General features: G+C 52.7%; 24 protein-coding genes and 6 pseudogenes. 10 read left to right on the forward strand and 20 right to left on the reverse strand.

Annotated features, from left to right (window positions below):
- Positions 1 to 207: 207 nt before the first annotated feature.
- The 4 genes from AB3G45_RS28245 to AB3G45_RS28260 form a co-directional block, all read right to left on the reverse strand.
- Positions 208 to 1,419 carry a glycosyltransferase gene (locus AB3G45_RS28245; RefSeq protein WP_367833856.1) on the reverse strand — a complete coding sequence of 404 codons (1,212 nt, stop codon included), beginning with the start codon at positions 1,417 to 1,419 and terminating at the stop codon, positions 208 to 210.
- 49 nt (positions 1,420 to 1,468) lie between these two features.
- Entirely contained in the window at positions 1,469 to 2,842 is a 1,374-nt protein-coding gene (locus tag AB3G45_RS28250; RefSeq protein WP_367833857.1) for an HlyD family type I secretion periplasmic adaptor subunit, read from the reverse strand.
- Positions 2,843 to 2,859: 17 nt separating this feature from the next.
- Entirely contained in the window at positions 2,860 to 4,542 is a 1,683-nt protein-coding gene (locus AB3G45_RS28255) for a type I secretion system permease/ATPase (RefSeq protein WP_367833858.1), read from the reverse strand.
- 160 nt (positions 4,543 to 4,702) lie between these two features.
- Positions 4,703 to 5,464 carry a calcium-binding protein gene (locus AB3G45_RS28260; RefSeq protein WP_367833859.1) on the reverse strand — a complete coding sequence of 254 codons (762 nt, stop codon included), beginning with the start codon at positions 5,462 to 5,464 and terminating at the stop codon, positions 4,703 to 4,705.
- Between the two features lie 799 nt (positions 5,465 to 6,263).
- On the opposite strand from AB3G45_RS28260, the gene AB3G45_RS28265 reads away from it, so the two are divergent.
- The 5 genes and pseudogenes from AB3G45_RS28265 to AB3G45_RS28285 form a co-directional block, all read left to right on the forward strand.
- Positions 6,264 to 7,322 carry a glycosyltransferase gene (locus AB3G45_RS28265; protein WP_367833860.1) on the forward strand — a complete coding sequence of 353 codons (1,059 nt, stop codon included), beginning with the start codon at positions 6,264 to 6,266 and terminating at the stop codon, positions 7,320 to 7,322.
- Between the two features lie 103 nt (positions 7,323 to 7,425).
- Positions 7,426 to 8,112 carry an FkbM family methyltransferase gene (locus AB3G45_RS28270; protein WP_367833861.1) on the forward strand — a complete coding sequence of 229 codons (687 nt, stop codon included), beginning with the start codon at positions 7,426 to 7,428 and terminating at the stop codon, positions 8,110 to 8,112.
- A gap of 200 nt (positions 8,113 to 8,312) precedes the next feature.
- The gene (locus AB3G45_RS28275; protein ID WP_367833862.1) at positions 8,313 to 8,645 is read left to right on the forward strand and encodes a transposase; all 333 of its coding nucleotides are present in this window, start codon (positions 8,313 to 8,315) and stop codon (positions 8,643 to 8,645) included.
- A gap of 139 nt (positions 8,646 to 8,784) precedes the next feature.
- Positions 8,785 to 8,934 carry an IS66 family insertion sequence element accessory protein TnpB gene (gene tnpB / locus AB3G45_RS28280; protein ID WP_367833920.1) on the forward strand — a complete coding sequence of 50 codons (150 nt, stop codon included), beginning with the start codon at positions 8,785 to 8,787 and terminating at the stop codon, positions 8,932 to 8,934.
- Positions 8,900 to 9,238 (forward strand): annotated as a pseudogene (locus AB3G45_RS28285) (IS66 family transposase zinc-finger binding domain-containing protein); the annotation flags it as partial. The gene tnpB (AB3G45_RS28280) and the pseudogene AB3G45_RS28285, both read left to right, overlap by 35 nt.
- Positions 9,239 to 9,254: 16 nt before the next feature.
- Here AB3G45_RS28285 and AB3G45_RS28290 read toward each other — a convergent pair.
- Both AB3G45_RS28290 and AB3G45_RS28295 read right to left on the reverse strand, forming a co-directional pair.
- Positions 9,255 to 9,602 (reverse strand): annotated as a pseudogene (locus AB3G45_RS28290) (recombinase family protein); the annotation flags it as partial.
- Complete coding sequence (locus AB3G45_RS28295; protein ID WP_367833863.1) at positions 9,589 to 9,771, reverse strand: hypothetical protein; 183 nt, start codon at positions 9,769 to 9,771, stop codon at positions 9,589 to 9,591. The gene AB3G45_RS28295 and the pseudogene AB3G45_RS28290, both read right to left, overlap by 14 nt.
- A gap of 52 nt (positions 9,772 to 9,823) precedes the next feature.
- Here AB3G45_RS28295 and AB3G45_RS28300 point away from each other — a divergent pair, with 52 nt between their 5' ends.
- Positions 9,824 to 10,162: a hypothetical protein gene (locus tag AB3G45_RS28300; protein WP_367833923.1), complete on the forward strand. Its 339-nt coding sequence runs from the start codon at positions 9,824 to 9,826 to the stop codon at positions 10,160 to 10,162.
- 151 nt (positions 10,163 to 10,313) lie between these two features.
- On the opposite strand, the gene AB3G45_RS28305 is transcribed toward AB3G45_RS28300, so the two are convergent.
- Genes AB3G45_RS28305 through AB3G45_RS28315 form a run of 3 tightly spaced genes read right to left on the reverse strand, consistent with a single transcriptional unit; the run spans position 10,314 to position 13,473 of the window.
- The gene (locus AB3G45_RS28305) at positions 10,314 to 11,315 is read right to left on the reverse strand and encodes a tyrosine-type recombinase/integrase (protein ID WP_367833864.1); all 1,002 of its coding nucleotides are present in this window, start codon (positions 11,313 to 11,315) and stop codon (positions 10,314 to 10,316) included.
- A complete protein-coding gene (locus tag AB3G45_RS28310) occupies positions 11,312 to 12,235 on the reverse strand; it encodes a tyrosine-type recombinase/integrase (RefSeq protein WP_367833865.1) in 924 nt (307 codons plus the stop codon). The genes AB3G45_RS28305 and AB3G45_RS28310 overlap by 4 nt, the downstream gene beginning before the upstream one ends.
- The gene (locus AB3G45_RS28315; protein WP_367833866.1) at positions 12,232 to 13,473 is read right to left on the reverse strand and encodes a site-specific integrase; all 1,242 of its coding nucleotides are present in this window, start codon (positions 13,471 to 13,473) and stop codon (positions 12,232 to 12,234) included. The genes AB3G45_RS28310 and AB3G45_RS28315 overlap by 4 nt, the downstream gene beginning before the upstream one ends.
- A gap of 124 nt (positions 13,474 to 13,597) precedes the next feature.
- On the opposite strand from AB3G45_RS28315, the pseudogene AB3G45_RS28320 reads away from it, so the two are divergent.
- A pseudogene (locus AB3G45_RS28320) lies at positions 13,598 to 13,729 on the forward strand (transposase domain-containing protein); the annotation flags it as partial.
- Positions 13,730 to 14,072: 343 nt separating this feature from the next.
- On the opposite strand, the gene AB3G45_RS28325 reads toward AB3G45_RS28320, so the two are convergent.
- From AB3G45_RS28325 to AB3G45_RS28350, 6 genes are all read right to left on the reverse strand, one after another.
- Positions 14,073 to 14,792 (reverse strand): class I SAM-dependent methyltransferase, encoded by a 720-nt coding sequence (locus AB3G45_RS28325; RefSeq protein WP_367833867.1) that lies wholly within the window; start codon positions 14,790 to 14,792, stop codon positions 14,073 to 14,075.
- The gene (locus tag AB3G45_RS28330) at positions 14,782 to 15,204 is read right to left on the reverse strand and encodes a VOC family protein (protein WP_367833868.1); all 423 of its coding nucleotides are present in this window, start codon (positions 15,202 to 15,204) and stop codon (positions 14,782 to 14,784) included. The genes AB3G45_RS28325 and AB3G45_RS28330 overlap by 11 nt, the downstream gene beginning before the upstream one ends.
- Entirely contained in the window at positions 15,197 to 15,790 is a 594-nt protein-coding gene (locus tag AB3G45_RS28335; RefSeq protein WP_367833869.1) for a GNAT family N-acetyltransferase, read from the reverse strand. Before AB3G45_RS28335 ends, AB3G45_RS28330 begins: the two co-directional genes overlap by 8 nt.
- A gap of 228 nt (positions 15,791 to 16,018) precedes the next feature.
- On the reverse strand, positions 16,019 to 17,683 hold the full coding sequence (locus AB3G45_RS28340) for an HAD-IIIC family phosphatase (RefSeq protein ID WP_367833870.1): 1,665 nt from the start codon (positions 17,681 to 17,683) through the stop codon (positions 16,019 to 16,021).
- A 67-nt stretch (positions 17,684 to 17,750) separates the two neighbouring features.
- Positions 17,751 to 18,848 carry a DegT/DnrJ/EryC1/StrS family aminotransferase gene (locus AB3G45_RS28345; RefSeq protein WP_367833871.1) on the reverse strand — a complete coding sequence of 366 codons (1,098 nt, stop codon included), beginning with the start codon at positions 18,846 to 18,848 and terminating at the stop codon, positions 17,751 to 17,753.
- The gene (locus AB3G45_RS28350) at positions 18,832 to 19,254 is read right to left on the reverse strand and encodes an FdtA/QdtA family cupin domain-containing protein (RefSeq protein ID WP_367833872.1); all 423 of its coding nucleotides are present in this window, start codon (positions 19,252 to 19,254) and stop codon (positions 18,832 to 18,834) included. Before AB3G45_RS28350 ends, AB3G45_RS28345 begins: the two co-directional genes overlap by 17 nt.
- A gap of 204 nt (positions 19,255 to 19,458) precedes the next feature.
- On the opposite strand from AB3G45_RS28350, the gene AB3G45_RS28355 reads away from it, so the two are divergent.
- Positions 19,459 to 20,730, forward strand: a complete 1,272-nt coding sequence (locus tag AB3G45_RS28355; RefSeq protein ID WP_367833873.1) for a hypothetical protein — start codon at positions 19,459 to 19,461, stop codon at positions 20,728 to 20,730.
- A 323-nt stretch (positions 20,731 to 21,053) separates the two neighbouring features.
- A complete protein-coding gene (locus AB3G45_RS28360) occupies positions 21,054 to 22,076 on the forward strand; it encodes an IS110 family transposase (RefSeq protein ID WP_367833874.1) in 1,023 nt (340 codons plus the stop codon).
- 250 nt (positions 22,077 to 22,326) lie between these two features.
- Here the strand turns inward: AB3G45_RS28360 and AB3G45_RS28365 are convergent.
- The 3 genes and pseudogenes from AB3G45_RS28365 to AB3G45_RS28375 all read right to left on the reverse strand — a co-directional run.
- Positions 22,327 to 22,500: pseudogene (locus tag AB3G45_RS28365) on the reverse strand (IS66 family transposase); the annotation flags it as partial.
- 48 nt (positions 22,501 to 22,548) lie between these two features.
- Positions 22,549 to 22,905, reverse strand: coding sequence for an IS66 family insertion sequence element accessory protein TnpB (gene tnpB / locus AB3G45_RS28370; protein ID WP_160788235.1), 357 nt, complete (start codon positions 22,903 to 22,905; stop codon positions 22,549 to 22,551).
- A complete protein-coding gene (locus AB3G45_RS28375; RefSeq protein ID WP_160788234.1) occupies positions 22,902 to 23,372 on the reverse strand; it encodes a transposase in 471 nt (156 codons plus the stop codon). The genes tnpB (AB3G45_RS28370) and AB3G45_RS28375 overlap by 4 nt, the downstream gene beginning before the upstream one ends.
- Positions 23,373 to 23,453: 81 nt before the next feature.
- On the opposite strand from AB3G45_RS28375, the pseudogene AB3G45_RS28380 reads away from it, so the two are divergent.
- Positions 23,454 to 23,774 (forward strand): annotated as a pseudogene (locus AB3G45_RS28380) (integrase core domain-containing protein); the annotation flags it as partial.
- 37 nt (positions 23,775 to 23,811) lie between these two features.
- Here AB3G45_RS28380 and AB3G45_RS28385 read toward each other — a convergent pair.
- Positions 23,812 to 23,946 (reverse strand): annotated as a pseudogene (locus tag AB3G45_RS28385) (segregation and condensation protein B); the annotation flags it as partial.
- Between the two features lie 2 nt (positions 23,947 to 23,948).
- Positions 23,949 to 24,902 (reverse strand): DUF1403 family protein, encoded by a 954-nt coding sequence (locus AB3G45_RS28390; RefSeq protein ID WP_367833875.1) that lies wholly within the window; start codon positions 24,900 to 24,902, stop codon positions 23,949 to 23,951.
- Positions 24,903 to 25,297: the final 395 nt, after the last annotated feature.

Genomic DNA, 25,297 nt, shown 5'->3' on the forward strand with positions numbered 1-25,297 from the left:
GTGAATCAGGTTTTCCTTCTAGCCCCGAGGTAGCCTGTCTGCAGGAATCTTGAAGATGTCGCACTGATATTCATTGGGCTTTTGTTTGAAGCCTACGAAAGCGATCTCTCTGTTGCGAGCGGGGATGGATGCGACGAGGGGAAAACCAGCTCGTTTGACATTGAGTACCTTCTTGATCATCCTTTACCCCTGTCAAACCGCACTCGCTTACCCTTTGGCAATGCGCTCGATCAGGTTGAAGTATTGCTTGGTGAGCGCCTTCATGTCGTAGCGCTCCAGCATGAGGGACCGTGCTCGCGCCCTCAGCGGCGCATAGCGTTCTTGGTCGACCAGAACGTCCCCAAGGCGCGCGGCAAGTGCCTCCGGCTCGAAGAAGGGCACGAGGAGACCATTTTCCCCGTCTGTGATGATCTCGCGCACCGGTTCCGTATCCGAGCCGACGATGAGGGCGCCGGCGCTCATCGCTTCCATCATGGACCAGGAAAGCACGAAGGGCACGGTCAGGTAGACATGCGCGGCGGAAATGCGCAGCACATCGCGGAGCGTGCGGAGCGGCTGACGGCCGAGGAAATGGATGCGGCTTTGGTCCAGTTCGAGGTTCTCGAGCGCCCATTCCTTGTAGGTCTTGCCGTCCGGGCGCTTGGCGCCATAGGCGACCCGATCGTCACCGATAATGATGACCTGGGCCTCCGGCCGGCGTTTCTGCAAGATCGCCACGGCCTCCATGAACTGCGGGAAACCGCGATAGGGTTCCATCCCCCGCGCGATATAGGTGATGATCGGATCACCTTTACGGAACACGAGATCGCCAACGGAGAAGGTCGCGGTCTCGTCGGGGGAGAAATAATCCGTGTCGACCCCATCGTGCAGGACGGAGATGCGGTCGCGGAAGTGGGCCGGGAACTGGCTCTTCTGGAATTCGGTCGGGCACTGTCCCCAATCCATGGCGGCCAGATCGTGCAGGATCGCTGTGTTCTTCATGCGGATTTTCAATTCTGCATCCGGTTTCTTCGGGGCTTCGTGATCAAGAAAGGAAGAATCCGAACCATAGGCATGATAATACCACTCGAAATAGGGCATATACTTGGCCTTCGGCCAAAGATCCTTTAGGAATATGCCGTCCCCGAAGCCGGAATGAGCAAGAATGATATCAGGATTAAAACCCTTCGCCTTCACCGGCATGAAAGCTGTATAGACGGCCTGGCCGCGGATAACCGACATTTCCGTATAGCTGAGTGCCGGATGAATATCCTTGCGCACCTCGCGATGGGGCGTATACTCCACTCGTTTAATCAACGCTGGCTGTTTGTTGGAGGACAGCGAGCCAGAGAGCATGTCGATATCCCGGCGGCCTTTCAAATGCCGAACCAAGCGTGCATACTGACCGGGGAAATTGTTATGTACGAACAAAATTCGCATCTAAGAAGGTTTTCCGCTCTATAAATATTCTTGGAACTTCGCTGTTGATCTATTCCTCATGTGTCTTGGACAAAAATCGAGTAATAGGATCTGCTAAATATTCGATGAGAGTTTTCGAGTCTGTTTGGAAAAATACCTCGCCGACATTTCCCGGAAGTATTTTTCTTCCATGCCAGTTCTCGTTTATGTCAACCTTCACTATATAATGCTTAATTTTCTCCTCTCCTAATATCGTATCAGCAGAGATATAAGAAACCTCTCCTTTCAGTGGAGGGACAACATTGGCCTGATCACTGGGGAAAGTAATATTAACGCTTTGATTAAGGAATAATTTAGAAATACTCTTCGGAGGTACCGGTACTTCCATTTGAAGTTTGGATTCAGCAGGAATTATTTCCGCAATTGTCTCGCCAGGCTTGATAACTTCTCCTATAGATTTAAAGTGCATGCTAAGAACTATACCTGTAGCCGGCGCGGAGATTGCTGACCGCTTGATTCTGTCCTTCAGCCTATTAATGACGTCATCATTCTCATTAAGCTTCTGTTGGGTTTCCGTAATCTTTTGGCTCGTTTTAACCGAATTTTCTAAAATGACCCGTTTTTTCTGATCATTAAGGGACTTAATATTATGATATGATTTCTGGATTGTTGCTAGAGCGTTTGATTTTTGGGCTTCAATTCGAGAAAGCTCTCTACGCAGCGCAAGTACTCTAGCGCGCGATGTTAGTCCTTTTTCTAGCAAATCAGAAAGGTCAGATTCTTCCTTAGTGATTGATTCGCTTTGGGAGTCATAGGCGGCAATTTGGGCTTTTAAGTATACTAAGTCTTCCTCTTCATTTGCAATTCTATTGTCCAACATTGACAGCTGCTGCTGTCGCTCCTTTTTTGCGCTCTGGAATTCTGCTAACCGACTTTCCTGCGCTTCTTGCACGCGTGGGTTCGTGTCGACAGGCGCAAGCGCTTTTGGATTGACATGAAATGTGTCGGCTTCTGCGCGCTCTGCACGCCAGCGTTCAAGTTCTATCGTATTGATTGCGCGCTCTATAAATACTCTCTCCAGTTGAGATTTGCTCGCGCTTTCATCGAGGCTGAGTAAGAGAGCGCCTGCCTCCACCAATGCTCCCTCTTTGACTGAGATGCTCTCGACGATGCCACCTTCTAAATGCTGTACGATTCGATTGTTTCCCTCCGCAACGACGCGGCCTGGGGTAACGAGGGCGCTCCCGATTTTTGCAGTTGCTGACCAAAACCCACCTATACCCACAACGAAGAACAGGACCGCACCAGCAAGCATCATCTGGCGGCGCTGTCCCGTCGGTATCGGATTGCTCCATGTCTGCAATCCATCAAGCCGAAGTTCATCGAGGGGCGGTGGCGATGGGCGTTTAACAAATTCTGTGACTGTTTCTTGCTCGGTTTGCATACGTTTACCGCCGGTCCCTACGATGCCTTGTTTGGTACAGCCCGTACCAATTTACCAGGAAGAACGTCGCTTGGGGCGCCAAAGGCGTCGACCTGGCCCCCTTTTATGACGAGAACTTTGTCCACATGATGCAGGAGCGACAAGCGTTGGGTAATGGCGACGGTTGCGATGCCCACAGAGCTTGCTTTTTTCAATGTGCCAAAGAGAATCTGTTCGCCATCGGTGTCAAGGCTTGCGTTCGGCTCATCGAGAATAACGAAAGCCGGGCCGCCGTAGTACGCACGCGCAAGACCCAGAAGCTGCTTTTGGCCTCCGGATGGTTGAAAGCCGCTCTCGGATATAACCGTGTCGTATCCCTTGGGAAAGCCCATTATAATATCGTGGATGCCGACAAACTTTGCGGCTTCAATCGCGAGATCCGGAGGATCATCGACTCTCATACGTGCGATATTTTCCCGCACCGTGCCTTCAAAGAAGCCTACCTGCTGGGGAAGATACCCCATATGCGTACCGCGCGTGACAGGATCCCATGCCCTGAAATCTTGACCGTCGAGCAAGACTTGTCCGGTTGTCGGCTCCAGATAGCCCACAAGCACGCGTGCGAGCGTCGATTTCCCAGCGCCACTAGGGCCAACGACCGCAATATTTTGACCGGCCTCGATGACGCCGGTGATTCCCTTGAGAATCGGCTGGGAACCTGGTGAAGGGACATAAAATACACGATCCACAAGCAGGCGCTTCGATGGGCGCGGCAGCGGCGTTTGGCGGTCGACAAGCTTGAACGATTCAACCCGCTTATCGAGCTCCTTCATACTATAGCTTGCCTGCTTCAGCTGTTTCCACCCACCGATCAGCCCCTCGATGGGAGCGAGGGCACGGGAAGCTACGACGGATGTAGCAAAAATCGATCCCGCCGTTACCTGGTCGTAGATCACCAGTACGGCACCTGCGCCAATCATCGAAATTTGGAGCAATTGCCGCGTAAACTTTGAGCATGCCGATAAGCTTCCGCTCCGCGACAGCAGAACAAGGGTACTCGAAAGATACTTCTCCTGGTGTTTGCCCCACTGAGAAATAGACTGCGGATAGAGTCCGAGGGCCTTAATGAATTCTTGCTGCTGAAACTGTGAATTTAATACCTTGTGAGCCTGAGAAGAGTTTTTTTCAACATCGGTAACATATCCGGACGTATAAAAATGTCCAAATATCGTAATGGCAAAGAGGGTTATTATCCCAAGCGTGACAACAACTCCGAGGACCGGATGTATGATAAATACAATTATCAGGAAAAATAACATAATCGGAAGATCGAATAGGTTGGGAAATACATTCGATGAGATAAGCTTTCGTATCTCGGAAAGATGATGAAGGCTTTGTGCGGAAGCTCCACGGGTTTCAGCCAACTCGCCAGCAAGCAATAATCCAGCCACACGGCTTTCAAGCCGCATGCCAATCTTGGCAAGCATCACTTGTCTTATTGTGTCGAGAGCACCAAAAGTTACGAGAATCACGAAAATGATAATGGTCAGAGCCGCGAGGGTCTCGAGACTGCGAGAACTCAGAACGCGACTATAAACCTGAAACAGATAGAGTGGCATGGACAGCATGCCGAAGCTGGCTATGAAGGAGATCAGAGCAACGGCCCCCATCGCTCTCCATGCGGCTTTTTTCTCTGCGCTATATATCTCGCCGATCTTCATTTACGGCCTCATACCTGCGCCAGCCATTGGAATGCATAGAACATCATGGAAAGCACCCAAAAGGTGGCAGAAGAAAGATGCTGCAATCCCGGTAGGTTAATAAACAACAAGGGAGGGGGGCGTAGCCCCCCTCCCTCTATCTTAACATTGACTTACTTCATTAGAAAATGAAGTTGGCGTCGGTAAGATTAGCAGCGGTCGTGCTCTCAAGGGTAATGGTGTCCGATCCGAGGGTAATAATGGTGCTGCCACCAGCTTCCGTAATTGCGCCTTGGGACTGGAGATCGGCAAGATTGTCAAAGTCGTACGTAGACAGATTCACCTTGTCACCGGTAGCGCCGGCCTCGAAATCGGTAATCGTATCCTCGCCGAAGCCAGCCTGGAAGCCGAATACATCCTGACCATCGCCGCCGCTGATGGTGTCGTCACCAGCACCGCCCCAGATCGAGTCGTTACCGTCGCCGCCGCTGATGGTGTCGGCGCCTGCGCCGCCATACAGAACGTCGGCACCCTGGCCGCCATCAACAGTATCGTTACCAGCGCCGCCACCGAGGGTGTCGTTACCAGTACCGCCGGTTACCTGGTCCTCACCAGCGCCACCCCAGATTTCATCCTTGCCATCGGCACCACCGAGAGTGTCATCGCCAGCGCCGCCGTAGATGATATCATCACCGGCACCACCATCAATGCTGTCGTTGCCGTCGCCGCCGCCGATAACATCGTTGCCTGCGCCGCCCGTAATGATGTCATTACCACTGTCTTCGGCGCCGGCCCAGATCGAGTCGTTGCCTGCGCCGCCGTCGATGGTATCGGCGCCGTCACCGCCAACTACAAAATCGTCACCGCCTTGCGCGTTGATGACTTCGGATTCCTTCGAACCTTTGAGAATATCGTTGCCTACCGTGCCGGTAATCGTAGCCATTTTTAGAGGCTCCCTTTTAAGAAGAATGTTTAACTGCTGGGTTGCGCAGCTACAGCCGCGCAACGACGTGCATGCCAAGATTAGCTTAGAAAGTCAACTCCGCATCTTTGCAGAAAAGCCCTGAACCAACAGGCCTAGGCGTGGCCGTTTAAATTTTAAATGGCTTTCTCCCAAAAATTTCCAAGCCTGTTGCCGACTGGCAACGGTTTCCGGTGTTTTGGGAAAGGTGACTGGAAGCTTGAGAAAGAAAAACGCGGAAGGCCCAGCAAACCTCCCGCGTTCTTACCTCTTAGCGCTGATTTCCACGGCACAGCGAATTCTGCTTACGCGAAAATCTCGCAACATTCAATATGGGTGTGTATTTAAATGTGCCGGTCAGCCAGCGTCCGTCGGTTTCGGTAAAATTCTTCTGCCTTCCAGGGGTAATCGTTCTGCCGTCGTGACTACCCCTTTGAGCGGCAGCCTTGGTATGCTTTTTCCCGTGATCGACGAGAAGATGTCGATGTCGGCAAAGAGACGGCTGACTAGAAGGCGCCTAGGACGAATGCTTCGGTTTTGGAAGGACGATGACTCGAGCAGCAACTTCTCCATCAGAGTGTCGAAATGGGCCACATTGCCATTGAGCTGACGAAACCGGATGGTAGCGCCTTTAATTTTGGGAGGAAGAGGAGGTCGATTGGCGCACGACATGGACGCCAGTAGAACCCGATGACCCCTGCTTGGTGAAAATCCTCTTTCCGTTCGAGAGCTTTGAGGATATGGCATCGCTATATCAGTATATTCATAGGAGGTGGATTAAATGTCGAATGTTTCGCCTGATGATGGAACTATTAAAATAAATTTCTGTGCATTTTCTGAGAGATTCATGGATGTAAGAACGAGATTGCCTTATGAATTTATAGCAAAAATGCATGATATCGATCTAGTATATAGTAAAAATGAGATACGTATTGGAAATCTTACGGGGTTCAATGGACCTAAAATAGTAATTGCTCAGAGACCAAGAATAGATGACTCTCAAAAATGGCTTAAAGCACTTTCAAAGTTGAGAAATAATGATTGTTTATTTATATATGAGATAGATGACCATCTTGACCTTGTGGATAAAATTAACAAGAAGGATGTCGGCACGAAAATTTTGCTTAAATCTGCAATGGCTGTGCAAACGTCTACGAAGCCGCTTGCTGATGAATTTTCATTATATAATGAAAATGTAAGGTGGTTTGACAATAGTTGTCATAATATTTCATTCTTCAGAAAAGAAAATGATGTGCCACAGATATTCTTTGGGGCCCTAAATAGGGATACATATTCAAAGGAAATAGCAAGTCTTATAAGTGATGTAGTAATTAAATATGGCGCGTTTGTTCATGTTGTATCGGATAGAAATTTTTACGATGGTATAAAATCACAAAATAAAACATATTATCATCACTTGAATTATGATGATTACATTAATGTAATGAGAAAATGTGATATATTGATATCTCCACTTAGGGGGCTTCTCGGTGAGAAATTTAAAAGTGACATTAAGTACATTGAAGCGTCTTCGCATGGTCTTGCGACCATCGCGTCTGAGTTGGTATATTCAAGAACTATCGAAGATGGGAAAACTGGTATATTGGTTAAAGATGAAATTGAATGGCCAGAGAAGCTAGAAAGGCTTTTAGTTTCTCCGGAATACAGAAGGAAATTAGGTTATAATGCTTGGGATTATGTAAGAAGAGAGAGGATGTTTGCGCAACAAGCGCCGCTGAGAATTAACTGGTACTTAGATCTATGGTCAAGGCGCAATGAGCTTTGGGGTATGGCTCTAAATAGAGTACCTGAATTGCGAGAATTCGAGCATACTCGATGACAGCTGGGCGGAGATACCAATGATAGATTCTGGAATTATGGAAGATATTGGTAGAGGCCAGTACATATCAGAAATTTTATAAATTAAGTGGAGGAATATGTAGTTGTCTGATATCATCGATCATTTCGGTATACGGTTACGTATCGACCGAGAATTCATGTCACCCAAGCTGATAGAAGCTCTGCGCAATGGTCAGTACGAGACGAGTGAAGCGCGCAAGATCGGCAATATCATTCAGCCGGGAGACGTTGTTCTCGAGATTGGCGCGGGTATTGGCTTCATGACCGCTCTGATGCTCAAGAATCCAGCCACCGCGCGGGTCGTTTCTTTTGAGGCCAATCCTTTGCTGATTTCCAAGATCCAGAGAACGCTCGATGACAATAACCTCGGCGGACAGCGCTTCGAGCTTCACAACAATATTCTTGGCGCAAAAGATATAGGAACGGTCGATTTTCATATCCACAAGGATTTCTGGGCTTCGTCTCTTCGTAAGACACCAGGCACAATCCGCTCCTGCCCGGTTCCGCTCGCCAGCTTTGACAAGACGATCAAGGCCATACGCCCGGACGTGATTGTTTGCGATATCGAGGGCGGAGAGAGGGCGCTTTTCCCAACCTCCGATCTTGTCGGTGTTCGCAATGTTTATACGGAATTGCATCAACGGGTCCTTGGACCTGAAGGCATGCGGGATGTGTTTCAGACTTTCCATGACCGCGGCTTTCACTACGACCAGAATCACTCCCGTGGAGCGATCGTCTTGTTTTCCAAGATTCCTGAGTCAGCGAATTGATACCGAGTTGGAGACCTCGAATTACCGCTGAATTGATGATCGGCATCGCGGCCTGATGACTGCTGGCTTTTCGATCATTTTGCCCATTCGGGTCGTCGCCTTCTTAGTAAGCGTCCGGTGACGCCGTCTTTGAGATTTCCCGCGAACACCTGAAGTTACGTCACTAATTCCGTCATTGGAGACGTCATCAAGGATGAACTATGGGCCGCATGGAGATTTTGACGGGCGTCGAGCGTCGGCGCGACTGGTCTGACGACGAGAAGCTTTCGATACTGCAAGAAGCAGCCGACCCGGATACCAGGATTGCCGACGTAGCGCGTCGGCACGATATCAAACCGCAGCAGATTTATACCTGGCGGCGGAAGTTCGCGGCGGAGCAGGCTGAGCCGGTGGTTTCTTTTCTACCGGTCGCACTGATCGCCTCGGGAACGAGCGACGAAGCTGAGCAATCAGTTCCGACGGACAAACCTTCAGCAAGCGTGCGGCACGTCCCATGCGGATCGAGATCGGCTGCAAAGGCGGTCGCGTCTTGAAGGTGGAAGCCAACATTGCGCCTGATGTCCTGAAGGCACTGATCCGCTCGGTTGAAGACGCATGATCGCGCCAGGCGCAAATGTGCGCGTCTATCTCGCCTGCGGTGTGACGGACATGCGCAAGGGGATCGACGGCCTGATGTCGCTGGTGCAATCGTCGCTCCGCCAGAAGCCCGCGTCCGGCTCGGTGTTTGCGTTTCGAGGCCGTCGTGGTGATCGCATCAAGCTGCTGTTTTGGGATGGGCAAACCAAGCCGCCAGCCATTGCCCGATCACCTGCCGCGCCATGACGTGACGCACCAGGCAACTTGCTCATGCTCGGTCTGTGGCGGCTCCGACTTCATCCGTGCAGGTGAGACCGTCAGCGAGGTTCTCGACTATGTCCCGGCCTCGTTTCGTGTCGTGCGCCATATCCAGCCCCGCTTCACCTGCAAGGGCTGCGATACGCAGGTTAAGGCCGAGATGCCGTCGCTGCCCATCGAACGCGGCAAGCCGGGGCCAGGTCTCGTCGCCCATGTGCTGATCGCCAAATACTGCGATCACCTGCCTCTCTATCGCCAATCCGAGATTTACGCGCGGGAAGGCGTCGATCTTTCGTGAGCGCGACGAATACCCGTGCTTCAACCAGGCCACACAGTTCCAAGAGGTGATGCCAGTCGCGGCCATTGCGGGCCAGACGGGAAGCGTCGAGACAAAGGATGGCGCCAACGTTACCAGCACACAACCAAGCCACCAGCTTGTCGAAACCCGGTCGCGCGACGGTCCCGCTCGCCGAGCGGCCAAGATCGTCATCGATAACCTCGACATCCCGAAATCCGCGCCGGCGCGCTTCCTCGACAAGCTCGTATTGGCGTCTTTGGCTCTCGCGATTGAGTTGTACCTGGGCCGGTGTGGACTGACGGACATAAACCACGGCCTTGCGCTTCAACAGCGATGCGGGAAGATCAACGTTCGTCATCGCTGCCCTCCGGAACCTTTATTCCGCCCGCCTGCAGGATCAATTGCGCGAGGCGCATAATCATCACTTGTCGCTCCGCGGCGTTCATCCGCCTCACCTCGGGCGTTTCCAACGTCATGCTGAGCTGGCAGGGTCTTTTTACGATGGCGGGGTGCTGTCTCGCTTTCATCACATGCCTCCTCGATAACTGTTGCGTCATCTGAAAAGACTTGCCTGAGTCCATGATCATTGAGTACCCGATCGAGGTCCGTCAGGGCTTGCACCGATACCTGCGGCTCTCCCAGCTTCATCGCGGCACAGGTCGCGCGGTCGAGCATCCACCGTTCTACGGCCGTCGTTACTCCCGGTTCATGCTCGACAACGACGACAGCGGATCCGCGGCGCTGCTCGCCGTAGTAAAGTCGAACCTGCCGGCCGTAAAATGCATGCCAGCGGTAATGGATCTCGACTTCTTCCCCGATATGGGCAGAATGTCCGGAAGATGGAGCTCGGCCGCAAGAACTGGCTGTTCGCGGGATCGGACAAAGGCGGCGAACGCGCCGCTGCAATCCTGTCGCTGATCGAGACCGCGTTATGCCGCGCGCGGCATAATGCGGTTTATGCCGACCGGCGAACTATGCCGAGTGCCTCTTCCAATGTTTGCGGCAAACCGTGCGTTCCCGGCCCGTTCGGCGGGTCGCCGTTGGTTGGCACTCGGCATAGTCCTCATGCTCAGAGGGCGTTCAGGAATTCCAAAAGCCGGTCGCTTGGTCGAAACCGCTCGGCCTTGGCGCGTTCGTACGGCTTCAGCTTTGCGAGTGCCGTTTCCTTCAGTTCGAGATGCGCATGAAGATAGGTCAGCGTCGTTTCCATCGCTTCGTGGCCCAACCACAGGGCAATCACTGAGCAATCGACGCCCGCCTGCAGCAATTCCATGGCAGCGGAGTGCCGCAAGACATGAGGCGATACCCGCTTTGAGCGAAGGGAGACGCAGTGATGGCGGGCTTTGGCGACATATTTGTTCAGCAGCGCCTGCACGCCGTCGGCGCTGAGCCTGCCACCGTGCATATTCGGAAAGAGAGCCGTTGCGCCTCGCTTTGTGGGCTCCCTGAGCCAGTTACGAAGGGCTTGCTGTGCAAGCTTTGTGAGCGGCGTACTTCGCTCTTTGCGGCCCTTGCCAACGCATTGCACATGCGCACCCTGGCCGAGTATTACCGAATCTCGGTCAAGGGCGATGATCTCCGAGACCCGCAACCCCGTTTGCGCGGCCAGCAATAGCAGAGTGTAATCGCGGCGTCCCAGCCACGTGCTTAGATCCGTACAGTCCAGGATCGCTTCAATCTCGGGCCTGGTTAGAAACTGAAGCTGCCGCTTGTCACATCGCTTGCTGGGGATCGCGAGCACACGCTGAATGTGGGCGCTATGTGCCGGCTCCTCAAACGCCGCATATCGGAAGAATGAGCGGATGGCTGTGAGGCGAAGATTGCGGGTCCGCACCGAGGCGGATCTCTTCGTCTCAAGATCCTCCAGGAATGCGCCGATGAAGGGAGCGTCCAAATCCCGCAGCGTCAACTGCGATGGGGATCTCCCAAGGCGCGTCTGTGCGAACGCAAACAGGAGCCTGAAGGTGTCGCGATAGGAGGCAATAGTGTTGGAACTTACACCTCGATGCTTCATGAGCCGATCTGTAAACCACCGCTCGATCAGCACGGCTAGGTCGTTCGTGCGTCTCATGACCGGACCTCCCAGCGCTTATCCAATCGCCGTACGGCATGGTTCATCAGTTCCGGCGTGGCGGACAGGTACCAATAGGTATCGCGAACATTGGCATGGCCGAGGAAGGTCGAGAGAACCGGCAGCTCGCGTTCCACATCTTCGCCCGCGCGATGCCAGTTGATCAGGGTCTGAACGGCGAAACGGTGACGAAGATCATGAATCCGTGGGCCATCTCGATTCCCCTCCTGCCGTAATCCAATTTGCCGGGATAGTCGCCAGAACACGCGATGCACGTATTGATGCAGCAATCTGCCGCCCTGTTCGGCGACGAAGAAATAGGGACTGCGCGGCGTACCAAGGTGTGCATCGCGTCGGGCGGCATAGCCTGAAAGGACAGCAATTGTCGTGGCATGCAGCGGGACCAGCCGTGACTTGCCAAACTTTGTCTCTCGGATGGTGAGGACGCCCTGGTCGAGATTGACATCGGCCCGGAGCAGGCCGAGCGCTTCGGAATGGCGCAGCCCCGCCACCACTATCAGCCCGAACAGGCAGTGATATGTCCAGCGTCGCAGGGCGTTGGCCGGCGGCAACGACAGTGCGGCCGCCAGAAGTGCCTGAATCTCGATCTCGCTATAGATGTAGGGCTTTGTCCGCTGTGCCGGCGCCACAGCGTCGCTCGGTGGCACTTCCGTCAAAGGATCGAAATGAGTGAGGTGCTGGGCAAAGCAGCGCACATCAGCCAGTCGGATGGACCAACTCGGCTGCCGGCCCATCGAGGTGACCCACTCCATTGCCAAATCATTCGTGATGGTCTCGGCGCCGCGAGCTTCCATGAAAGCGACGAACTCCGACAATCGTCTTGCCGGACCGTCATATTTGTATCCCAGCCCTTGGCGCATGCCGATGTAGCGCTCAAGCGCGGTGCGAAGCTGGCTCATTGGAGACCTCCCGGCCAGGGCAGGCTCAGTTCACGCAACTTCTCAATATCGAGCTTGGCATAGATCCTTGTACTGTCGATGCTTCGATGGCGGAGCAGTTGGCCGATCTCGGCAAAGCTGGCGCCCGACCGCAAAAGGTCGGTCGCAAGGCTGTGGCGGAAAAGATGGGCACCGTGATGCGCATAGCCGTCAATGCCTGCCCGTTCGAGTGCCTGCTTCGCGATCATCGTGATGGCGCAGCCGGAGGCAAAGCCCACATGCGGCGCAAGTGTTCGCAAGAAAACTCGCCGACATGCCGAGGCTGGGCGCCCATGCCGGATATAAGCGACGATCGCTATTCCGACGTCGTGACGCAGCGGCATAGTCGCTTGCCGCCGTCCCTTTCCGTGTACGAGGATCGTGCCCGACTGCCAGCCGATATCGTCAAGATTGAGGGTGGCAACTTCGCTGGCGCGCAAACCGAGCTTGGCGAGGATCATCAGAACCGCATAGTCCCGACGACCCATTGCCGTCGTCCGATCGCAAGCATCGAGAACTTTTTGCACCTTCTCCGGCGGCAGGAATGTTGGAAGGCCGGCAAGTCGCCAGCGGCGGATGGACGGCACACAGTCGGCCAGCGCCGTCGAGATTAAGCCCTTCAGATGCAAATAGCGCAGGAAGGCACGCACGACCCCGCACATGGCTTTACCACTGTCGGCGGAACCGTCGAGCGCGTGTCGCTCCACATAACCGATAACGATCTCCGGGGTGAGCGCCGCAAACCCGTCTGCGCCGGCAGGACACACCTCCCGGAGAAATCGAAGCGACAGAAGCTTGTGGCTCCCCACTGTCGCGGCGGCGAGCCCTCTCTCAGTCGAGAGATATTGCCCGAATACATCGACGATCTTCTCGTGCTCACTGCGCTGAATCGGAAGCGCGGCTGGTATCAACCCTTTCTCCCGTAACGCCAAAAGCAAGCGGCGGAGCGCCGATCGATCGCCCGAGTCGGGCTTCCAGTGTTTGAAACGATGTTCAAGAAAGCGATCGACGTGAACCTCGCTCAAATCCTGCGGAGCATGTCCATTGCCAACATGCCAGTCCATCAGATCCCGAAACAGGCTCAGCGAGCGCCACGTGCATTGCCGACCCAAACCTTCGTTCGACATTTTGGCAGCGTAAACGCCCGCAAACTCCCGATACGGACCGTAGACCAGCTTCCGGTATAGGGCGCTGCGATTCAAATAGTCAGTTGCGTTCATGTGTCCTCTCCTTCGCGTCAATTGCGACGGAGAGACACTAAGCTATGCCGACTAGGCGACCGCTATGGTGCCGGAAACGTTGGCAAAAAGTTGATTAATCGGCATAGTTCGCCGGTCGGCATAAACCGCAAAGCTCAACGACCTCGATCCAGAAGCCTACCTGCGGGAGGTCCTCACCCGCATCGCCGATCATCCCATCAACCGGATCGACGAACTCCTGCCGTGGAACCTGCAAGTTCCGTCAGAAATGGCCTGACCGGACGCTTACCCTTCTTACACCCCTTTTCCGGCATCAGGGTAAGCGCCGTCTCCACCCCCATTGGCACTATCGTTCTCGTCGTCCATCAAATCGCCCTTCCAAATCGAAAGGCAGATTCTCAAGTCTCAACCGAAACAAGAAAAGGTGGGGTGTTCGTGGCGCTCACGCTCATCATCGAGGTTCCATGGTGCAATTGGATGGCTCTATGAAGGTGATTTCCGGCGTTTCGGGAATGGATAAGGCATGACGCCCTATTTTTCCGGCCTTAATACAGCACGACAATTAAAATGTTGAGGTGCGAATTTTCCGCCGCTACCATAGCCGATGTTTGCACCGCCGTTTATAACCCTGCGACTACATAAAGCTCTCCTGCAATATCTGGATAACGCTCTCCCAACTCCATAAATGCATCGAGGAGCTGTGGTGACCAGTCTTTCTCGATCTGAGGATTGGAAAGTGGCTTCATCCAATAACCCCCAAATACCTCTATTCTCAAACCGGCCTTCAAAAAGTCCCGGCGTAACGTTTCCGGATTATAGACGCGCCGATGCCCGTGATGAATGTCGGATTGGTTTAGCTGCTCCTCGAATTCCAACATTCCCATAATTACAGCCGCCTGCCGGTGAAGGGAACGGGCATTGGGAACTGCAATAAGAATACGGCCTCGTTCACTCAACCACTCGCGAGCACGAGAAAGGATATCGATCGGATCATCCACATGCTCAAGGACATGACCTAAAATGATGCTATCGTATTTGCGGTCCGGAACGTAATCTTCAAAAAGTGCATGGACAACTTCAATTTGGGGGTAGCGTTGCCTTAGAGAGGAGCAAAAATCGACGGCCCCCTCAACAGCAGTCATAGGAAGGCCAAGCTTTACAAGCTCATCCGTCATAAATCCTTCCGCTGGGCCGAGTTCTAGTATTGGTCCTTCTTGGATAAATCTCTTAAATATTCTATATGAATAACTAATAGTTGCTCTGTTTGCTCCATGGCCATAAAGAGAGACGGATGCTATCGAATCCAGCCTATTACGTTCCTGTTCGGCATCAATATTCACAACGAGCATCCTTCTCGATAATTTCAATCAGTCCCATATTGGGCATAAAAAGGAAGGCAATTCTCCTCCCTTCAAAGGCTACCGCTGGTACGGGTCCCTCTACCAATTTGCAATTCTGCCCCCTTAACGAATCAACAGTTTCTTCAAACTTCGTGGTTTCAAAAGCCTGATGATAAATCTTGATACCTCGCCCAGCCAGCTCCGCTATTGTCCCATTTGGGGAAAAACTTTGTAGCAATTCGAGTCTCGGTCCAACACCTACCAAAAACTGCCCTCTAACACGTTGAGTAGGGTCCACAAATATCTCGGTTTCCTTCTTGTATCCTAAGCGAAGCCAGGAACGGGCTTCCTGCTCAATATCGCGACAAGCGACTCCCAAATGGTGAAAATGACAATCTAGTGAATCAAGCATTGCGATTTCTCTGAATAATCCTATCCAGCTTAGCGCTCATTTGTTCGAGTCTCGGGCACATTTCTCTCCAAACGTCAAGATCAACAGCATGTTCGATGCTGTCGTACTGAGTTCCCCGCAACTCAACATGATTGGTCAAAACGCGCCGACGGATGGCACCACTTGAATCGTGAAAAGACACTACAGAACTGTTATTTGCTACGGTTCGGCAAAAAACACCTCGTAACTTAAGTACGCTAAAGGCTACTTTATATATCAGTAAGGCGGACTCAATTGCAGCGAGTGACCCCGGTTGAATGATCCATCTTCCCCATTCTCCCGTCTTTGTTCCCTCATCTACATCATAGATTGATATCGTTCCGACTGCCTCTCTATTTGAAATCCTCTCTACAATAAAATACCAATCATTAGGCCTCTTGAAATACGCTCTAGTCCAATAGTCCTGCTCATATTCATTCTTTGCCCCGTCGTGCATATATTTACTAGCTCTATCAGAACGTCGAATATCCACGATAAACTTCGAGTCGGCAAATCTGACCGGCCTCAATGAAAACGTATTCCCATCAATTAATATATTATGGTCCATTTCGTCCAGCTACTATATTTCTTATATCATGGCTACATTTGATGCTTTCTATATCATTTTCCGAAAGCTGAAGGTGAAATACGTCCTCTATTAGAAAAATTATCTCAATATGCTTCAATGAATCCCATAAGGAATCTTCGTCTCTCTCTACATTTTCACTGGCTAAGACGGTTCTGCCGAGTACCGTAGATAATATATCCGCTATTCTTCCGTCGACATCGTCGTGCATCAGCTTCTCCAAGAGACTGTTATGGGAACAGATTCAATATGCCTTTTCACATATCGTGTCGCCCAGGGCAAATCGACAAGTCCTTTATCATTGGCCACGCCTAGCCCAGAGTACGCTTCGAGCCATCGTAGAGCTGGTTGGTTTCTATCTCCCCTCGTATATGCAAACCTAACTACGTCAGACGGCAAATCCTCCAGCAAGCGTCGAATGGCGGCAGTAATAAGAGTATCTTCTATTCTGCGTCCCATGGCGCGGCATGAAATACACAGCTCATCTACAAATAGGATTCCGCTTTCTCGGCGAGCAAATAATGATCCAATAGATCCAGAGTCTGCTAATTTATCTTTCATGCGGAAATGAATGACACGACGGTTGATGTCTTTGACATATTCGGCAACATCAACCTGTGTGAAGCGGGAAAGCGACAAATTAAACTGATTTGTTTTCGCGCTTATTTCCGATAGCCGTGCTATGTCATTATTACTACCTATAGATAAATCCAGTACAATTGACAGGTCTTTGAAGTATGCAAAATCGTCTTTTTTGCTCAGGAGTTTTCTTTGCTGATTTGCTCTTACATCCTCGGCGCGTAAGCTATCTTCCGGGGTAGACGTCTGAGGCCACAGGCAAGGAAACTTCTCTAAAGCCAAAGCGGTATTTTCGGGTGAAAACCCTGCAAAAATCACTCGAATGTCCGGAATCTCCGATACAACCTCAGATATCTCTCCAATATTATCATCGATAAATAGGAAGCTTGCCGGAGAGACGTTGAACATCTTTGCAGCATCCTTTATTGATTCCGACTTTTTTCCCCACGAAACGTGCCAAGAAGATATATCGCTTTCTTCTAGCACAAAATCTGTTCTTTCCTGGAATAATTTACGCACGTCGTCCGGCTCGTTTCGGGAAACTATGGAGATAAGAAGCCCCTGCGTAACAAGTTTCTTTAGGAGTGTTTGAATTTGTACATGCTGATCGGATATACGAACGCCGTTGATCCCATCTTCCCCAAGTACCCCTGAATAGAGGGTATGATCGAGATCAACGGCAATGGCTTTTATCCTCGGATGAACGAAATTTGGGATAAGCCGCAAGCCGAGTTCCCGGGCAGCCTCGAGGCCAGCTTGATCGGAAAACCTGGATCCGGTCAGATGTGGGCGGCGCTCATAAAATGAACTCTCGCCTAGAGCCTCTTTAATTTTGACTAGGTCTAAAATGGCGACCCCTGGAGTTACCGCTACCCACTCGGCAAGGTGATGATTTATTAAACGGGCACGCTCAGAATCATCTGGATCATTGGCAACGATGAGTTGCGCGCGACTCGAAGAGCGCAGGAAATTGAGCTTACCTACGAGCCACGATACCAGCTCGGCTGAACACATCATGTTGTAGCGTGCGTAGTCGAGCCAAATTATTGTTATTGCTACCTGCGATAATGATGCGGATAGTGAATCGTCATATCCACTAAATTCAATATCAGAAGAAACATTGGAGAACAGAAGAAACTTCTGAACCAGGCTACCAGTTGTCTCGAAGGTATGATTGCGAATAACGCCAAGTTTCAATTGAGACTCTGAGTTATCTCCTTTAATTCTTAAGAGCTCAAGCCGGTTTACCTTCTTTGCGAAAATGTTGGGTTGCCAAAGAAGTTTCTCGTTCGTCATCGCAGATGCTCACCCCCGAATTGAAAGGCCATTCTCGTTTGAGAGATACAGTCAGATGAGCAAGGCTTTAGACGCACCTGCTTGAAATTATACGTGCCACCATGCTCGCGTCGTCTGTTGTCATATGTGGTCCTATTGGAAGGCTCAGGACTTCGCGTGCCAAGATGCATGCAACAGGGTAGCTGCTATCTTCCAGTTTTAGCCCAGCATATGCGTTTTGCCGGTGGGGAGGAATAGGGTAGTGTATTAGGGTATCTATCCCAGATTCTCTTAGTATTGATTGTAGCGCATCTCGCATCGAGCAACGAATTACATATAGATGCCACGCTGGAACACACCAATCTGGTACAGCTGGTAGCGTTATGTTCTCATTCATAATTTCATTTTGATATATTTCAGCTATACGACGACGCCGGTTGAGCCACTCGTCCAGATATTTTAGCTTTACACGTAAGATGGCGGCTTGAATCGGATCTAGCCGCGAGTTTATCCCCAACTCGTCGTTAACGTATTTTACATGGCTGCCATAGTTTCGCATCCGACGAATGCGTTCTGCTAGGTGTGGCTTATCGGTTGTAACCGCTCCCGCGTCGCCAAAGGCACCCAGGTTTTTTCCTGGGTAGAATGACCAACAGATTACGTCCCCATGCGTACCGATCCGCTTGCCTTTATAGGTGGCGCCATGAGCTTGAGCCGCATCTTCAACAATGAATAGCCCATGACGGCGCGCGGTACGCACGATCTCGTCGAGATCCGTGGCCTGCCCGTAGAGATGTACGGGCAAAATGACCTTTGTGGCAGAAGTGATCAAGCCTTCAATAGAGTCCGCCGTGATATTATGGGTACTAGGATCGGGTTCCACGGGAACTATCTTAGCACCAACGGCTGACACGGCTAGCCAAGTTGCGATATAGGTGTTTGATGGCACGATAACTTCGTCGCCCGGCCCCACATCCAGCGCTCGAAGTGCGAGTGTCAATGCGTCAAGCCCATTGGCTACGCCAATTGCATATGAGGCGCCACACCAAGCAGCCCATTCCGCCTCAAATGCCTCAACCTCTGCACCGAGAATATACCACCCACTGTCAAGCACACGGGAGACGGCCGCATCGATTTCTGCCTTCGCCTCCAGGTAGGTAGCCTTAAGATCAAGAAAGGGAATCATTCTTGAGGTCCGCCTTAGCTTTTAGAAAATCATCGTATGTACGAAAATAGTCCTCTTCATCATAGAACTCCGATGCTATGACCATGCAAACAGCCCCTTGACTAAAGCAATCTATCTCGCGCCAAACTAACCGGTCAATAAATAAACCAATTTTCGGATCACGAAGCCAATACTCTTCTATTTTCCTTCCGTCGTTCAGCTTTATGCGAAAACTTCCAGAGAGCGCGAATATGACTTGCTTTAGGTTCTTATGGGCGTGCCCGCCACGTTCAGCGTCTACAGGTACGTTATATAAATAATAAACACGCCGAATCAAAAACGGGATATTCCGCTCCCCCTCTATGAAAGTTAAATCCCCTCGGGGATCATGGATTTGGGGAAGTTCTATGAGGCGAACTGATTCCATTGTACTACCAGGTCAGAAAATACGTTATTTCACGATGCGACCATCGAACATGCATCGGGGCGCATCACCCCTATCGTAATCTATATAGGCAAATTTTTGCGCATTTGCATACCGAACGGTGAGGTAAGAGATCAAAATTATTGATAGCTATATGATCCGAGGTCAGTCATCGGAAAACGTTCTGGATAGAAGGGAGACAACCGCGTGCAGGTTAATATCAGTGGACTTGATAAAAGACTAGGCCAGCTCTTTTCTTCCGGTGAATATGAGTCCTTACTCATCGAGGTGCGGACGTTGTTTCAAAGATTGCGTGGAGAGAAGTCACTCTACGGAAAGGCTCTATTTGAACCAATTTCGGATCGATGGTTACACAAACTAGCAACTTCCGGCCTGTCGTCGCTTCCCAAGAATCTAGATTCCAACACGATCGTACATCTCGCCTCTCACGTATACGTAACCGGAGGACACACGCGTGTTTTTGAAGATATTGTTGCTGCTCTACCAGATAAAAAACATATACTTATACTTACATCTATAATGTTTGACGAAATTTTCAGGACCCAGTTGCCTCTCTTACTCCATGAGAGGTTTCGGCGTCTCGGTGTAAATGTCATATTTTTGTTGAAGAGCGGGCTAATAGAACGCGCTGATGAACTTAGGAGATATTTAGAAGAAATAAAGCCAGGTTCAATTTTTATAAATTCACATCATGAAGATGTAGTTATACATAGCGTAGTATCTGGTTTATCGTCTAATAATGTAAATTTTCTGCATCATGCAGATCATCTACCATGCTTAGGAGCAACACGCTCCGACTACAATCATATAGATTTAACGGCAGAGTGTCATCGAGTCTGCAAAACGCGATTCACACCAAGCCCATTTATGCTGAATATGGCCGTTCCTTATTCAACTCAAAGTGTAAACATATCAACAGGCTCAAGTGATATAGTCGCAGTTACGTCAGGAGCATATCATAAATTCCAGGGAAGCTTGAGATATACATACCCTGCTGTTCTGGAGAAACTCCTTGCCGGAACCATCTCGACATTCTATCACATTGGTGACGTTCCCAGCCCCGAGCAGACGTTTCTGAGAGAATACTTGGACACTAGAGGAATTCATTCGGCAAAGTTAATATTCATGGGGAACGTCCCGTCTTTAATTGGTGCTCTTCAGGAAATATCGCCCACGTTTTATCTCGAGTCATTTCCGGTTGGTGGAGGGAAGGCCCGTGTAGAGGTTCTCGGCGCAGGAATTCCTATCCTGCGAATCCAACCTGATGAAACCCTCCCGCTCTTCCGATGGATTGAAGAAGTGGGGCCTTCGACCGTTGTAAGTGACTTAGAGGGATTACTCCCAGCAGTTGACGAGATCGTCTCCCGGCGCTGTGAATTTTCCACCGCTTCGCGGAGATTTTATGATGAAAATCATTCCTTTAGTCGATTCGAAAATATGTTGAGAAACGTGATATGAATTAGCCCCCGAAAGGCCCCGGCATGCTCCCCCACTGCGGATTCCGGGAGTTAACCGGACGGTGTTCCGATTAAATACCGGACGCGATTCCGATAAATAGCCGGACAGTTTAGGCGGTCCACCGATGCCTTTGGGTCAGCAACCTTGGCATGTGTTTCCTCGTGACGAACGAGGAGATGCTGATGCCTGCGAAGAGAAGGCTGACCATGAGACAACTACGACAAATTGTTGATTGCCACTGATGGGTTGGATGCCCCTCCCACCGGCATCGCAGTGTGCCAAGATGGTGATGCGTTACGTCACCCACAGAGGAGGAGGCATCCATGGAGGAAGTTAGCATCGTCGGCGTCGACCTTGCAAAGCAGGTTTTCCAGGTTCACGGCGCAGCATCGGATGGCCGGGTTTTGTTTCGTAAGAAGCTCTCGCGTCTTCAGTTTCCAAAATTCATGGCGGCACTGCCCCCTTGCGTAGTCGCGATGGAGGCCTGCGGCACAGCCCATTATTGGGGGCGCGAGTTGGCAGGGCTCGGCCATGACGTTCGGCTGATCCCGCCGGTTTATGTAAAGGCTTTCGTCAAGCGCCAGAAGAACGATGCTGCCGATGCGGAGGCTGTTGCAGAAGCTGCGATGCGGCCGACCATGCGGACGGTCGCTGTGAAGACGTCAAATCAGCAAGCTCGGGCAATGCTATTCCGAACTCGCGATCTTCTTGTCGGCCAACGAACGCAGATGGTGAACGCTCTGCGCGGACATCTTGCGGAACATGGTGTCATTGTGGGCAAAGGACTGGGGAATGTGGAGCGCCTTTCAACCCTAGTCACATCGGACAATCTACCCGAGCTGGTACAGAGCATGAGCCGACTTTACCTTAGCCAGATCGCCCAATTGAACGAAGAAATTGATCAGATCGATCGTCGCATCGCCGCAGAGGCGAGGCAAAGCGATGTAGTCCGGCGGCTCCAGAAGGTGCCGGGCATCGGGCCAATCTGCGCCATGGCAATCACGGCCTTCGCGCCGTCGATGGAGGAATTCCGGCGCGGTCGCGATTTTGCTGCCTGGCTTGGCCTTGTCCCCCGACAGCACTCGAGTGGAGGCAAGCAAAAGCTTGGCCGCACTTCGAAGATGGGACAACGAGATATCAGAAGGCTTCTGATCATAGGTGCGATGTCGGTCGTGCATTGGAAGGGCCGCGGCGGCGGAAGACCCGGATCTTGGCTCTCGAATATGCTCGCCCGAAAGCCGCGTATGTTGGTGGCGATCGCGATGGCAAACAAGATGGCGCGGGTGGTTTGGGCTATGCTCGTACGCAATGAAGACTACAGAGATCCGACTGGAGCGGTCTGCTGACGGCGACCGTTTCAGTCGGAGTGCCGGCGATGTGAGGAGGACATGATCCGCATGGGCAAATGATCGAACAGATCGGGGTTGGATAAACCAGTAGTTCTCAGGGAGCCCTCAGCTCGTTGCACTGATATGGAATCCAATCCGCGTATCACCATACCGGCCCGCGGCATGTCATGGCCGCAATATGAGGTCTGAAACATGTACGCACCCGATCACTCGCTCGGCGGTAAAAAGTCCTTGCATCGAAAGGGGCAAGCGTCGCCTGCTTCGGGTCGATCGCCGTCATCTTCTCCGATTTCGGCCCAAAGAGCTGCCGCTCCAGGAAGGCAACGCGCGCCTTGAGGTCGGCATTCTCTGCATCGAGCGAGAGAATGATTCGGCTCAATTGCGCGGCATCCTGAGGTAAAGGGTCGGGTCGAAGCGGCATGGCAGACCCTAGCACATGACCCTGAATCTTCAAGCAAATCCAATAGGATCAGCCTGCTTTCGTTGGCCGCTTTACGGTGTTTCGCCTGACCCGCGTCCAGTCGATACCGGCCAGCAAAAGGGAGAACTCCTGGCTACTCATCTGCATCGCGCCATCACGGATCGGTGGCCAAACGAACGTGCCAGCCTCCAGCCATTTCGTCGCCAGGATCATGCCTGATCCGTCCCAATAAATGCAGCGCAGGCGATCGAGACGCTTGGCGCGGAACACGAACACGTCACCACAGTAGGGATCAGCTGCAAGCGCTGACGCCACCAGCGCAACAAGCCCATTCATGCCGCGCCGGAAGTCGACCGGCTGCGTCGCCACCATGATCTTCACTCCACCAGGCGAAAGTCCAATCACCGGCGTGCTCGCAACGTTGCCACGATCGCCTGCGCCAATTCGGGCGCCACCGAGCCGATCACGGTCATACGCGCGCCAGCAATCTCGATCTCAATACGCCCCGCGGCGTCATGGGCGACATCCGACGGCGAGTTCTCGCAAGACGTTCTATCGCCAACCACCGTCACCGGCACGAACATGGCCTGCTGTGCGCCGGCTTGCGCGGATCGTCGAGAGGTCAGCCCGGCTTCGCGCCGCCAGACGTTCAGCAGGCCGCGATTGACGCCCCAGCGCCGGGCGATCGCCGAGATGTTCACGTCAGGTTCTGCACTTTCGGCAAGGATCCGCGCCTTCTCCTCGTCGGTCCAATTCCGCCGCTGGCGTCGACCCGTGATCACCTCGATCCGACGATACTTTCCCTCATGCCTGGCTTCATGCATGCCTTCATCCATGGCTTCAAGCATGGCATCAGCGCGATCTTCGACCATCCCGTTCCGCTCCTATCGGTGAAGGAGCTGTTCTCGCGGCCGCGATCGCAAAAGGAAAGGTGGGGTGTTCGTCGCGCTCACCATCATTCCGACCGCGGATCGCAATATGTCAGCATCCGCTACACCGAGCGCCTCGCCGAAGCCGGCATCGAACCGTCTGTGGGCAGTGTCGGCGACAGCTACGACAACGCGCTGGCCGAGACGATCAACGGCCTCTACAAGGCCGAGGTCATCCATCGGCGCGGACCATGGCGAAGCTTCGAGGCCGTCGAGTTCGCCACGCTGACCTGGGTCGACTGGTTCAACAATCGCCGGCTGCTGGAGCCCATCGGCAACATCCCGCCGGCCGAAGCTGAGGAACGCTACTACGCCATGCTGGAAGAACCCGCCATGGCGGCATAACTTAAACCAGAAGGCCTCCGGCAAACCCGGGGCGGTTCACCGCCTCCACGCGCATCATCCATTCCCGCCAGCGTAGATCTGATGGCAGGTCTTCGAGCTCGCGATCGAAGAGCACGTGCTGTCGATCTTTAGCCTGGCGCCGACCGGTCTTGGCTGTGCTCACTTCCGCCATCGTCACAACCCAAATATCCGAAAGGAGGTGCGGGCGGACAGCTCCCGCACCGCCTCGAAACTTTCGAGACGCTCGAACAGCAGCGTGGACGCCCAGCGCGACAGACTGCTGCCGGGCACTGAGGCCGGAACGGCGTCTTCGTTCAGCAATCTACGGATGACAGGCTCGGCGCCTTTGGTGCGCAGCTTCGGCGCCACGGAGAGCAATCGCGCCGCAAGACGATCGATTTCGACGGCGGAGCGCAACGCGGAGTCGACGCCGTCGACCAGCGCCATACAGATTGCTTTCGGATACGCCGGCTCGCCCGGCCGAACGCGACCTCTGCCGCCGATCGTGCGAAAAGCCGGTCCATAGCGTTGAGGCAGCAGCAGCGGCACGGATTTCGGCCAGCTCAGCTTATGCGCCAGAACGACCTCGGCCAGGCCAAGCGCCAGCACCTCGGCATCCGGGCGAACGGCAGAGATCGCCGTCATAAGGTCCGCCACCGCGAAGGGTGCTGCTCGCCCGGACTGGATGGCAGAATCGACGATATCGGGAATTGAGGCAAGTCCGTCGTCCCACCGTAAGCCAGAAAGGTCGGCGATATCTTTGACGCATAAGGTGGTGACCGGTCCGGATCGGCGCGTCAACATTCGTGTCGCCAGAAACAGCTTTCCAGCCGGGCCGGGATCGTCGCCGGCGACGGTCAGCAGGACGGCGTCCCGGATGGCACCTTCGTCTTCGCTGCGGCCAAGCATCTTGGCAGCGACGGCAGCCGATTTGAGGGCAAGCCGATCGCGCCAGCAGCCGAGCCATGAAGGGTCGACGCGGATCAGATCGTCGAGCAATTTCAGAGCGATACCAGCGCCGAAGGCGGCGTCTGTCTCGTTGATGTCGCGACCACGAGATAGTGCCCATCCCGGCACGCGGGGCGACCAGGCGGGAGCGGTTGAAGCGGACGGCGCGTGTGAATCCATGCGGCTGACTGTAAATCAGAGGCGCACTTTATGCCAGAAATATCGATCTTAACCGCGCGCCCCGTCGCCAACAAATAATGTTCGATAAGATTGCCTTATCATTCGTTTTGTTTTTTACCGGGGAAATGGCCGCTATCGTCGAGCAGAGCAGCGAAAATCTCCTTCGGCACAGTCTGCGCCGTCTCCCGGCACGGCGGTTTCGGACGATGTTGCGGTTTTTCAGCGTCCAGACACGCAATCCCCTGCCCTGCCGACCCTTCTGCCGGATATCACCGCACGCTCCTGCGATTACGTGGAGGTCGCCGGCTCAGCCAACACACGAGAGGGCTACGCCCCGCCTGGAAACATTTTGCCGCTCAGCGTCGCGTGCAATTCGGTACCTAACCGGCTATATA

Source organism: Shinella sp. S4-D37, assembly GCF_040812195.1.
GTDB lineage: Bacteria > Pseudomonadota > Alphaproteobacteria > Rhizobiales > Rhizobiaceae > Shinella.